We start from the raw sequence: 11,906 nt of genomic DNA, 5'->3' as shown, positions 1-11,906 counted from the left end.
GTGTATTATGAAAAAATGTCTATATATGTTTGCCGCGCTGTTGCTGTCTGCGGGCGCGGCCTTTGGGTTCGATTCCGAGGCGCGGTTAATCGTGCAGGCGGAAAAAATATGCGGCTTCGAGGCGAAAGCCACGCGCGGCGGACGCGCCTCCGTCGGCGATGTCAAAGTTTCCGGCAGGCGCGTTTCGCTAGTGGACTACTACTATAAAAACAAGTCGGAGGATTGGGAAACCGCGGGCTTCAAGTTCAAGGCTGATTTCGACGGCTCGGTTCTGCTTTTCATCTCGGCTCTGCGCCGCTCGCACGGCGGAAAGACCGAAATGCTCACCGTCGCCTACGACGACATCGCAATAGACGGAAAGCCCGTGCTCAACGGCGACTTTTCGGGCGACTACAACAACTGGTGGGGCAGCCGCACGTTCCCGACGGCAATCCTTTCCGAGACCGCCGCCGACGGAAAGCAAAACAAGTTTCTGCGGGCGTGGTGCAACTCGTATTTGGTGCAGCGCATTCCCGTCGCAAAGGGCGTCGAGTACGAAATAACTTTCCGCACGAAGCCGCTCGGAAAAATCGACATCGACCGCGGCGAATGCCTGCCGCTTGATATTTCAAAATACTCGAATTTTAACCTTTCCGATTTTTCCATATGGAAATTCCCGTATAATTTGTCCGAAATCGGCAAGGCTAATGGAAATTTCGGCGGAATCAAATTCGATTTGATAAAACGCCCCGACGGAAAGGGATTCGGCGGTGTGCTCTTCGCCTCCAAAAACAACGCAAACGCCGCAAAAAAAATTACAGTGGATAGAAAAATCGCCGGAAAGTACATCTACATTTTGCACACTTCGGTGCGCTCCTCCAAATCGGAGCCGCCCACCGCAAAAGTGAACATGAAACTCTACGACGGCACGGAGGCTTCGTACACGCTAAGACGCTACCGCGACACTTGGTTCTTCGACGATTCGGGCGAAATCAACAACAACGCGCGTCCCGTGTTCTACGCCAAGCCCGACAAGAAGCTGGGCGCGGTGTATCTCTCGCGGATAGATATGCCCGACGGCGCGGCGTTGAAGTCTCTCGAAATAGAAACCGAGCGCGGCGACGCCTTCCTGCTCTTGGGTATTACTGTGGGAGACAAGCAGGTTGCTAAATGCAATATCGAGCCGTTCGACAAAAAGGAATGGGTCGCCGTTGACATTCCCGAAGACATCTACGTTCGCGAAGGCTCGGCTCTCGACCAGTCGCGCTTCTTCGACTCCGCCCCTGCGGGAACTTACGGCAGGGTGATTCTGTCGGAGCGCGGCACGCTCGCGTTCGAAAAGACGCCCGAAAAGGACGTCCGCTTCAAGGGCTTTTCGGAGTATTCGCTGTCGCACTTCCTGAAATTCCCGCAGGAAAAGCGCACGGAGGAAATCAAGCGCTACGCAAAGTCTTTCAAAACCCACGGCTACAACTTCGCGAGGATTTCGTTCGAAATTTTGCGCGACGACATGTCCGACATCGAGCGCGAAGCCCTCTACGACACCGCCGACAGGCTTCTCTACGAGCTTAAAAAGAACGGCGTCTACGTGCACCTCACCCTCACTTGGTACAAAATGGGGCTGAAAGACTACGACTTCCATATCCGCGACGACGTAAAGCTCCGCGCCGTCTTCGGCGAGCCGAAAGTCCGCGCGCAGTGGGCGAAAAACGCAACGTACGTCCTCAACCACTTCAATCCCTACACGGGCATGCGCTGGAAGGACGACCCCATGTTCGTCTGCGCCGAGTACTACAACGAGCTTGCCATCTGTTATAGCCGCATGGACGAATCGCGCAAGTTCCACCCAAGCGACAAAATCCTGCCCGAAACCCGCGCGTTCGTCATGGACAAGTGGCGCGGCTGGCTCGAAAAACGCTACAAGGGCGACATCTCCGCGCTCAACGCCGCGTGGGACAAAATCTTTTCGAAAAAGGGCAAATTCGCCTACAAGAGCTTCGCCGAAGTTCCGTGCATTGTCGCGGGAAACGACGACTGGGAGCGCTGCTGTTGGGACTTCATGGCGGACTTTGTCGCGTTCGCCGAAAAGACCGTAGACGCAACGGGCTACAAGGGGCTTAAAGTTCAGAACAATCTCGGCCCGAACGTCTATGGAACGTATATCCGCAGCAAGACGACCGACTATGTAATCGCCAACACATACTTCGCCCACCCGTCGAGCTTCGACATAAACAACGCCTCGTGCTATCAGGGCAATCCGCTCCAATCGGGCGCGGGATATTGGCGCGGAATCGCCGCAATGAAAATTAACAACCGTCCGTTTTTTGTGACCGAATATAACCACTGCTATTGGAACACGTTCCGCTATGTTATGCCCGCGATGTTCGCGCCGCTCTCGGCGTTCCAGAACTTTTCGGGGCTTACGATACACTCCGACGCCGTGCCGTACGCGCAGCGTTGGAGCAGGACGATGGGCGCGTTCAAAGTGTATCCGTCGCCCGTGGCGCAGGCGAACGAGCTTGTTTCGTCGGCGGCGTTCATACGCGGCGACGTGCAGCCCGCGCGGCATCGAATAGACATCGCAGTCTCGGACGACTTCCTCCAAAACAACACGCGCTCCGTCCGCGCGTTCAACAGCTCGCAGACGCAGTACATGCTGCTTACGGGCTTCGGGGCGGCGTTCGGCGGCGACGTTCCGAAGGCGGTCAAGGGCGTGAAGTTCCGCCCCGCCGACATGACTCTCAGCCCCGTCGGCAGCTCCGAAATCGTCTCCGAGGCGTGGTACCACAGCGTCAAGGACGGCGGCGGCGCGTTCGACCTCGAAAAATTCGTGTCAACCATGCGCGAAAAGGGCATTCTGCCGCCAGACAACATCACGGACGTAAAGCGCGGAATTTTGCAGTCCGACACGGGCGAAATCACCGTGGACATGAAAAAGTGCTCGATGAAAGTCTCAACGCCGCGCACGGAAATCGCGGCAATGCAATCCCCGACGGAAACGCGGCTGGGCGCGCTTAAAATCGTTTCGGCGGACGTTCCGTCGTCAATCGGCGTGGTGTCGCTCGACGGCGCGAAGATTTCGGACAGCTCGCGGCTGATGTTCATGTTCATCACCCGCGAGGGCAACACCGACATGGCGCTTTCGTACGACAAAACCGCGTCTGCGTACGGCGGGCGCGTCCCGATGGTGATGAAAAAGGGAACGGTTCGCGCCGAGCTGCGCCTCGACCCGCGCTCGCGCTACGAGGTCTATCCCGTCGCGCTCAACGGCGAACGCCGCGCGAAGATTCCGTTCGAATTTTCGGGGGGCGTAATGAAAATCGCAATCGACAATTCCAAGCTCCCGAACGGCGCGACGCCGTTCTTCGAAATCGTCAAGGTGAAATAGAATCCTCCCGCGCCGGTTTTTTCGTGCGGAAATTTTATAACGAAACGGAAAAATAAACACGGCGCGGAAATTTCCGCGGAAAGCGGTTTTCGGAGAGCAAGCGTCCGACTGCCGCAAAACGCTTCGGCGCTGGGCTTCCCGCGCCATACTTTTGTTGACAAAACGTGCCGCCGATTTTTCAATGTTTTGCATGAAAAAATTTGCGGCGTTTTTGTTTGCGGCGTCGGCGTTTTGCGTTGCCGACGCGCAGGTTGTGGCGGGGTCGAGCTTCTTCGACCAAATAGTGTCGGACTGGCACGCGGGGGCTACCCTCGACGTCTCGCAGTCGGCGGCTCTCTCCTCCGACCTCCACGACGACGGCGACGGCCGCCTCGGCTCGTATTCCACGACCGCCGCGCTGAAATTTCAGGGAGTGCGCAACAGGCACGCGTTCGACGTGTCTTTCGGCTACTCGCATTCGTACTACGATTTTTCCGCGGTCTCGCCGTTTTCCGACGTAAACACGCTTTCGGCAAACGCGTTTTATTCTTGCGGACTCGGCGGAAGGTGGAGCGCGTTCGGCGTGGCGCACGGCTCGCTTTCGTCGGAGTCGGGCGCGGGGCTGTCGGACGGCGGCAGGCTTGTGTTGGGCGGCGGCGCGGGCTACGCAATTTCGGAGAGCCTAAGCTTCGGCTTGGGCGTTGCTGCGGTCTCGCGCATGGACAACGAGTGGCTGCCCCTGCCGTGCGGCTATTTAAAGTGGCAAATCGACGAGCGTTGGAGTCTGCGCGCGTTCGACGGCGTTGCCGTAATCTTCGACGCATTCGGCGACGGCTCGCTTCTGTTCAACGCCTCGTGCGAATACACAAACGCGAATATCCGCCTGACGAAATCGGCTGGCGGGGTAAAGCGTTCCGTTTCCGACAACACCGTCAACATGGTTTTCGGAGCCACATACAATTTCGGCGGCTACTTCTATGTGTCGGGCTCTGTCGGCGCGAACGTCTACCGCAGGCTGGTTTTCAGATACGGCGGACATTCGGCGGAGGAGTTTTCGGCGGACATCGCTCCCGTGTTTTTTCTCCACGCAGGGTGCAAGTTTTAGTAAAATGCGGACTTTCAATCGGCGGCACGCGGCGCGTTTCCGCTTTTTTTCGCGTAAATTCGAGTGCGGCACAAAAATTTTGTTAAAATTGCAAAAAAACACCAAGTTTTTCCAAAATAACACTTGACTTTTGTTGGAATTTTTTAGATTTTAAACGCCAGAAATGCGAAAGATTCGATTTTGCTGCGATTAATCGGGTTTATGCGCATACTCCGAGAAATCGGAGTTTCAATTTTCTTCTCATAATAATCCCATAAAAACAGGCGCACAAGGCAATGGACTTGTGCGCCTTTCTTTTGCTTTTTCGCGTCGGCGTTTGTCGGTAGTTGTGGCATTTTGCTCTGCGCGTTTGCCTCTGTCTGCGCGGCGGTTCTTGTTTTGCGCGTGTGTTGCGGGAGCTTAAAACACGCCGCTATATGCGGCGGCGCGTTTTGTGTTATGGGGATTGCATCGGCGCATGCGGCGTGTGCGTTTGTTTGCGTTTTTTTTGCGGCGGCAAATTTTAAGGGCATTGCGCGGGGGGGGGTGCCGAATGCGCTTGTTGGTACGTCGGCTTGCGCTTGCTTAGTGCGGCGCGTTTTTTCGGGCAAATATTTCAACGCGTTCGGGAAAATGTTTTTTGCGATTGAATGCGCTTTTGAATTTTGGCGACGAACGTTCGCGCTGTCTTGTGTCGGCGGAAAATTTTGCGAGAGTGATTATTTTTCCGCTTCGGTATAATTTTTCCGCATGCTGAATTTGTCTTCCGAAGTAGGGAATTGCGCCGCCTATCTGTTTGAGCCGCGCTCGCAGATTTTCACAAGCGTGTATCCCTCGGAGTCGCCGACGCTTTTGTTTTCGACGTACACCGCGCCCGCCGTCGAGCTTCCCTCCGCCTTGCGCCCCTCGACGGCGTTTTCGGAGCGGTTGTAAATTTTCTTAACGTTTTCGGAAAAATATTTTGCGGTATCGGGCGACGCGTAAAAGGCGCAGAGGTAGTATTCCGCCGCGCCGCGCCGCGCGCGGATTTCTATTTTGAGCAGTCCGCATTTGTAGTCGGCGAACTTGGAGGGGATCTCCCTTGCGCCGCGCTCGGAAAGTTCGGTTTGGTTTTTCACCCACACTATGCCGTCGGAGACGCTGCCGATTTCGCCGCGCAGGGCGCGGTAGAGAGAGTCGTCGTAGTCTTTGTTTTCGATGTCGAGCAGCTTTTTGAGCGTTTCGGGGCTTGCGCCGTTGAGGTTTGTTTTTTCGAAAAGTTCGAGCGACACTCCCGCAGTGAAGGCTTTGAAAAACTCGTTGGGTTTGCCGTTTTCGTCGAAGAGAAATTCTCCGACGTTTTTGACGTATTTGAGTTCGCCGAAAGAGAGGAAATTGCGGTTGGGCGGCTTGGGGGCGTCGGAGTCGTAGTCGTCGTATTCCGCGCCGTCGGGCGATTTGGAGTCGTCGTTGTCGCGCCAGTCCACTATGCAGTCGGCGAATTCCCGCGCGGTGTTTTCCGACACGTCCATGCCCTCGAAGATTTTCTGAATGTCCGCCGACGCCAGAGCGCAGAGCGGAAGTTTTGCGCTTTCGTCGGAAATTTCGGCGGCGATTTCGTCGGAGAATTTCAGGCGTCCGTCTTCGAAAGGCCTGCCCCAGCCCTGTTCGGCTGAGTACAGCCCGCCGTCGATTTTCGCGTATTCTTCGAGCACGGCGACCGCCGCGTACAGCGCGGAGTACGCGCTTTCGCGCAGTCCGTATTCCGCGTTCGACGACGCCGAAATTTTGAGCGTCCGCGCGGTGTGTTCCACGATTCCGACCGACAGAACCGACGCCGCGAAAATCAGCCCGAATACGAAAATTAGCGCGTTTGCCTTTTTGTATTTCATTTCAGGTTTGGGTCGAGCATGCCCGACAGAGGGATTATCCGTTCGATTTTTTCGCCGGCGCGCTCGAACAGCAGTTTGACGTACGATGGCATGTCGCCGATGTTCGAGAGGTCGTCTTCCTCGCGCCAGCCGTTTGTGTCGGGGATCAGGTAGGAGATTTTTTTTACATAGGGCGAGAGCGGCGTTTTGTAGAGCACCGCCTCCGAATTTTTTTTCTCCGCGTTTGCATGCCGCCAGACGAGCGAAAGCCCGTCGGTGTCGTGCGAAAGGTAGCAGATTTTTTCGGGCGAGAACCTTTCGGCGGCGAGCAGAATCGGCGTCTGCTCGTCGATTTCGAACGCGAGCGCGGTCTCCGCCGATTCGGGAATTTCGGCGACGGCGAGCGTGTTCGACGCGTTTTGATGCGACACGTTTCCGATTTTCGACGCGTGAAGCAGCGCGGAGTTGATAAACGCCGCCCGCAGGAATTTCTCCGCGCCGTCGGCGTGTTTTGTGAGCGACCAGCCGCCCTCGACGCGCTCCGCGGTGTTCACCAAATTAAGCAGCGTCGCGGCGCAGCCGAACATCACGACCGCCGCCACGGACATCGCGAGCACCACCTCCAAGAGTGTGAACGCGCGTCTCATTTTTCCGCCCTCCATTCGCGCCGCTTCTTTTCGAGAAAGTCGGTTCTGTCTTTTATGAGGTCGTCGCGCTCGTTTGTGTTTTCGTACCACGACTGCCCGCGCTTGACGAAAATTTTCGTCGAAAATTCGCGACGTTCGCCCTTGCCGCTTATCGACAGTTCGAAGAGGTCGAGCACTTCGGTGGGTTCGGCTTTCGCGTAGATTTTGTATTTCCGCCCGTCGAGCGCCTCCACTTCCGCGCCGTCGTCGAGGCTGTCGTAGTCGGCGATTTTCAACGCTTCGGCGACGATTTGCCCGTTTACGGCGTCGTCGAGCGACGATTTTTCGGGGAGGTCGAGCGCGGAGAGGCAGTTCACGCAGACCTGCGAGACCGCAACCGCCGCCGCCGCGAACAGCGCGAGCGCAAGGACGGATTCCGCAAGAGTGAACGCGCGTTTTTTCATTTTTCGATTCCCGTTGCCTCCGCGCAGAGCGGGTCGATTTTCACCGTCGCGGGCGTTTCGTCGCCGAAGCGGAAGACTGCGCTTGCGGGCGTGCACGTTCCGTCCGCGCCGACTTCGATTGAGTCGAGGGGCACGTCGGGGAAATCCGCCGATTCGCGCCCGACGGTTTCGGGATATTGCGGGATTAGCCCGGCGCGGAAAGTTTCGTCGGAGGGGAGGGCGAACTTCGCGGCTTCGGATTTGTCGGAGGCGTCGCGAACCACAATCGCGCCAGATTCGAGCGCGAGCGACATTTTTCGCCCGCGCGTCGCAGCCTCTATTTTTGCGGTTTTGAGCGCGGAAATGAAAACGCGTTCGGGCGCGCGCGCAAGAAGCGCGTCTTTCGAAAACAGCCCCGTGCCCGCCGCTACAAAGCCCGCCATTGCGGCAATCAGGGCTATTGCAAGCAGCACTTCGGTCAGGGTGAACGCCGCGCGCCGCATTTTTCTACCAGTTGCCGATGTCGTCTTCGGTGTCGGGCTGTCCGTCGGGACCGTTCGACCACACGTCGTAGCCGACCTTGCTTTTCGTCGAGGGGCACCTGTACTGGTAGGCGTTTCCCCACGGGTCGAGCGGCAGGCTTCGCGCGTACGGGCCTTTCCATCTTTCGGAGAGCGCGTCTGGCGCGTTGACGAGGGCGTTCAGCCCCTCTTCTGTCGTCGGGTATCTGCCGACGGAAAGTTTGAACGACATCAGCGGAGTCGCGAACGAGTCCTCGACCATCGACTTTGCGATTTTCGTCTGCCCGCCCGTCATGAGCGTGTCGAGGTTGCCGACCACGATGAACGCAAGCAGCGATATCAGCGCGATTGCCAGCAGTACTTCGATAATCGTGAAAGCCCTCCGCGCCGATTTCGCCGCGCGGCGTCCGAAAGAATGTGCGTGATTTTCCATTCGAAATTTCCTTTGTCTTTTAGAAACGCCGAAAATCCGTCAAAGTTTCGCGGGCGTCAAAGATTTTCGAGCCTGTTGCAGACTTCGTCGATGAGGAAGTCGGGCGTGGACGCGCCCGCGGTGACCCCCACGACGCCGAATTTTTTGATTGCGTCGAGGTCCAGCTCTTTGAGCGTTTCGATGTGGAAGCACGGAAGCCCCGTGCGCTGCGCCATGATTGCAAGCTTTACGGTGTTCGCCGAGTGTTTGCCGCCTATTACCACAATCGCCTCCGCGCCCTTTTCGGCGAGCACGTTCACGTCTTTCTGGCGTTCCTTCGTCGCGCCGCAGATGGTGTCGATGACCTTCGTGTCGGGGAAGCGTTTTTTGAAGTATTCGGAAATTTCGTTGTAGTCGTCGGTGAACATTGTCGACTGCGAGACCATGCAGATGTCGCCCTTGATGTCGGGCAGGGCGTCTATCGCCTTTTTGTCTTTGACGACGTACCCGCGTCCGCCCGCGTAGCCGAGAAGCCCGATTACTTCCGGGTGGTCGGGGTCGCCTACGATGACGGTCGTGAAATTTTTGTTTGCGTGCATTTTGATTATGCCCGCGATTTTCCCCACGTCGGGGCAGGTGGCGTCCTTGCAGCGCATGCCGAGGCTTTGCAGGTATTTGCGGCGGTCGGGCGAGACGCCGTGGGCGCGGAACACGAGCACGCTGTCGCTTTGCGAAGTGCCTTTGATTTGGTCGTCGATTGACGACTCGCTTTTATAGTCGCCTATTTCGAGAACCCCGCACTGCGTGAGGCGTTCCATCATCTGCCTGTTGTGGATAAGCGGACCGTCGGTAAAGACCTTGCATTTGCCGCCGTCGGTGCATGTTGTCGCGATTTCAATCGCGCGCTCCACTCCGAAGCAGAATCCCGCGCTTTTTGCTCTTATTACTTTCATAAATCCTTAAATTTTTTTGATGTCGAAACCGTCTTTTTTGTCGAGCACGCTCCACCCGAGTTCCGCAAGTTTTTTGCGCAGTTCGTCGGCTTTTGCGAAGTCCCTTGACTTTTTTGCGTCCCAACGCGCCTGTGCGAGGGCGGTGATTTCTTCGGGGGCGTCTGCGGCGGATTCCTCCGTCTTTTCCGAGAGGTCTATGCCGAGCGCGTACATCAGCGAGCCGAGGGCTGCGACGTCCTTTTTGTCTCCGCCGAGTTTCGGCAGCGCGCCGAAGATTTCGCCGAGTGCTTTGGGCGTGTTGAGGTCGTCGCAAAGTGCGTTCCACGCGGGTTCGAAAATCGTCCCCGCAAAGTTGTTTTCGGGCTTTACGAGCTTTTCGAAATCGCCGAACGACATTCCCGATTTTTCGAGCGCCGCCTTTGCCGATTTCGACAGCTTTGCCAACGCGCTCTTTGCGTCGTCAAGCCCCTTGAACGTGAAGTTGAGCTGCTGGCGGTAGTGCCCCGAAAGCAGTGCGTATCTGATTTGCGCTGGCGTGTAGCCCTTCGCCGTGAGGTCGTCGAGCGTGTAGAGGTTGCCGAGGCTTTTCGACATCTTCTGTCCCTCGACCATCAGGTGCGCGCTGTGGAACCAGTAGCGGACGTAGGGCGATTTGCCCGTCGAGCACTCGCTCTGCGCGATTTCGTTTTCGTGGTGGGGAAAGCAGAGGTCGATGCCGCCGCCGTGCAGGTCGAAAGTGTCTCCGAGGTATTTGCGCGACATCGCCGAGCACTCTATGTGCCAGCCCGGTCTGCCATCGCCCCACGGCGACTTCCAGAAGTTCTCGCCGTCTTCGGGCTTGCGTCCCTTCCACAGCGCGAAGTCTGATACGTTTTCGCGCTCGTATTCGTCGGCGTTGTTTGCCTCTCCCGCCGAGTTTACCGCCTGCGTCGCCATGTGCTCGCGGTCGAGACCGGCGAGTTTCCCGTAGTCGGGGAACGACGCTATTTTAAAGTATACGCTGCCGTCTTTTGCGGGGTAGGCGTGCCCGTTGTCCACGAGCGTCGAAACCATGTCGAGCTGTTCGGCGATGTGTTCGGTCGCCCGCGGCTCCACGGTGGGGCGGAGCATGTTGAGCTTGTCGCAGTCGGCGTGGAATTTGTCTTCCCACTTCTTCGTAAATTCTTTGAGCGACACCCCCAGTTTGCGGCTTTCGCGGATTGTTTTGTCGTCGACGTCGGTGATGTTTCTTACATGTTTTACCTTCAACCCCGAGCATTCGAGCGTGCGCCGCAGAATGTCCTGCACGACAAACGTCCTGAAATTGCCGATGTGCGCGGGGCCGTAGACCGTCGGGCCGCAGCAGTACATTCTGAACGTGTCGGTTTCGGGCGTCAGAACGTCTTTTTGTCGTGAAAGGGTGTTGTGGATTGATACATTCATTTTTGTTGCTATTTTTTTCGACGGGTTCATATCAAACCACAATGAACGAAAATTTCAAGCTCGATATAAAAAAGCGTCCGCGCCGCCTGCGCAAGAGCGACGCCATTCTCTCCCTCTGCGAGGAAACGCGCGTTTCCCCCTCCGATTTGATTCTGCCCGTCTTCCTTAAAGAGGGCAAAAACGGAGCGGACAAAATTCCGTCGATGCCCAACGTCTACCGCCACACAATCGACTCTCTCCTGCGCCTCTGCGACGGCTTGGCGAAAAAGGGCGTCATGGCGATTGCCCCGTTCCCGCTTGTCGAACGCTCTAAGAAGACCCTCCTCGCCGACGAGGCGGTCAACCCGAAGTCCCTCGCAAACCGCGCGATTGCCGCCGTGAAAAAACGCTTTCCCGAAATGGCGGTTGTCGCCGACATCGCGCTCGATCCCTACACCTCGCACGGGCACGACGGCATTCTCGACGATTCGGGAACGTGGATTATCAACGACGAAACCGTCGAGATTCTCGCGGCGATGGCTCTTGTCGCCGCCCAGTCGGGCGCGGATTTCGTCGCGCCGAGCGACATGATGGACGGCAGAATAGGCGCAATCCGCTCCGCCCTCGACGACTGCGACTTTCAGGACACCGCAATCATGGCGTACAGCGCAAAGTATGCCTCCGCTTTCTACGGGCCTTTCCGCGACGCAATCGGTTCCGCGCCCAAGCAGCAGGGCAAGGCGAAGAAGTATCTCGACAAAAAAGGCTACCAGTTAAATCCCGCAAACTCCCGCGAGGCTCTGAAAGAGGCGGCTCTCGACGAAGAGGAGGGCGCGGACGTCATCATGGTAAAGCCTGCGGGGCACTATCTCGACATCATTGCTAAAATCAAAGAGCGCACGACTCTTCCGATTGCCGCATATCAGGTTTCGGGCGAATATTCCATGATTATGGCTGCGGCGCAAAACGGCTGGATTGATTTGGAGAAGACGGTGAGGGAGTCTCTTGTGTCAATAAAACGCGCAGGAGCGGACATGATACTGACTTACTTCGCTGACGGCGCGTTATAGTACCGTTGATGCGGCGTTTCCCCGCGCTTGCGGACTGCTCGCGTACATCAGTACGCCACGCACCCCGCAAGCGCGTGAAAGCCACCGCCTGAACGGCACTCTAACGCCCCTAAAATTACAGTGCTAACGCAGAAGATTTTTAGAGTGTGTAGAGATAAAAGTTGGGTAGGGCGTTTCGTTAGCCGACTTTTGTTTACAGA

General features: G+C 56.8%; 11 protein-coding genes. 3 read left to right on the top strand and 8 right to left on the bottom strand.

The window, feature by feature from the left end; genetic code table 11:
• Positions 1-7 precede the first annotated feature (7 nt).
• Together P3B99_004250 and P3B99_004245 are read left to right on the top strand one after the other, a co-directional pair.
• Entirely contained in the window at positions 8-3,367 is a 3,360-nt protein-coding gene (locus P3B99_004250; protein WYJ08335.1) for a hypothetical protein, read from the top strand.
• 190 nt (positions 3,368-3,557) lie between these two features.
• Positions 3,558-4,451: a hypothetical protein gene (locus P3B99_004245; protein ID WYJ08334.1), complete on the top strand. Its 894-nt coding sequence runs from the start codon at positions 3,558-3,560 to the stop codon at positions 4,449-4,451.
• Positions 4,452-4,594: 143 nt separating this feature from the next.
• Here P3B99_004245 and P3B99_004240 read toward each other — a convergent pair whose 3' ends face one another.
• The 8 genes from P3B99_004240 to cysS all read right to left on the bottom strand — a co-directional run bounded on the left by P3B99_004240 (position 4,595) and on the right by cysS (position 10,657).
• The gene (locus tag P3B99_004240; protein WYJ08333.1) at positions 4,595-5,050 is read right to left on the bottom strand and encodes a hypothetical protein; all 456 of its coding nucleotides are present in this window, start codon (positions 5,048-5,050) and stop codon (positions 4,595-4,597) included.
• Positions 5,051-5,218: 168 nt separating this feature from the next.
• The gene (locus P3B99_004235) at positions 5,219-6,301 is read right to left on the bottom strand and encodes a hypothetical protein (GenBank protein WYJ08332.1); all 1,083 of its coding nucleotides are present in this window, start codon (positions 6,299-6,301) and stop codon (positions 5,219-5,221) included.
• On the bottom strand, positions 6,298-6,942 hold the full coding sequence (locus P3B99_004230; protein WYJ08331.1) for a type II secretion system protein: 645 nt from the start codon (positions 6,940-6,942) through the stop codon (positions 6,298-6,300). Before P3B99_004230 ends, P3B99_004235 begins: the two co-directional genes overlap by 4 nt.
• Entirely contained in the window at positions 6,924-7,370 is a 447-nt protein-coding gene (locus tag P3B99_004225) for a hypothetical protein (GenBank protein ID WYJ08330.1), read from the bottom strand. The genes P3B99_004230 and P3B99_004225 overlap by 19 nt, the downstream gene beginning before the upstream one ends.
• Positions 7,367-7,852, bottom strand: coding sequence for a prepilin-type N-terminal cleavage/methylation domain-containing protein (locus P3B99_004220; GenBank protein ID WYJ08329.1), 486 nt, complete (start codon positions 7,850-7,852; stop codon positions 7,367-7,369). Before P3B99_004220 ends, P3B99_004225 begins: the two co-directional genes overlap by 4 nt.
• A gap of 4 nt (positions 7,853-7,856) precedes the next feature.
• Complete coding sequence (gene gspG, locus P3B99_004215; GenBank protein WYJ08328.1) at positions 7,857-8,303, bottom strand: type II secretion system major pseudopilin GspG; 447 nt, start codon at positions 8,301-8,303, stop codon at positions 7,857-7,859.
• A 56-nt stretch (positions 8,304-8,359) separates the two neighbouring features.
• On the bottom strand, positions 8,360-9,235 hold the full coding sequence (gene ispH / locus P3B99_004210) for a 4-hydroxy-3-methylbut-2-enyl diphosphate reductase (protein ID WYJ08327.1): 876 nt from the start codon (positions 9,233-9,235) through the stop codon (positions 8,360-8,362).
• Between the two features lie 6 nt (positions 9,236-9,241).
• Positions 9,242-10,657: a cysteine--tRNA ligase gene (cysS, locus tag P3B99_004205; GenBank protein ID WYJ08326.1), complete on the bottom strand. Its 1,416-nt coding sequence runs from the start codon at positions 10,655-10,657 to the stop codon at positions 9,242-9,244.
• Positions 10,658-10,698: 41 nt separating this feature from the next.
• Here cysS and hemB point away from each other — a divergent pair, with 41 nt between their 5' ends.
• Positions 10,699-11,706 (top strand): porphobilinogen synthase, encoded by a 1,008-nt coding sequence (gene hemB / locus P3B99_004200; GenBank protein ID WYJ08325.1) that lies wholly within the window; start codon positions 10,699-10,701, stop codon positions 11,704-11,706.
• The last annotated feature ends 200 nt before the right edge of the window (positions 11,707-11,906 follow it).

The organism is Opitutia bacterium KCR 482, from assembly GCA_029269845.2.
Lineage (GTDB): Bacteria > Verrucomicrobiota > Verrucomicrobiia > Opitutales > Intestinicryptomonadaceae > Merdousia.
This window is presented reverse-complemented; position numbering and strand designations above follow the sequence as displayed.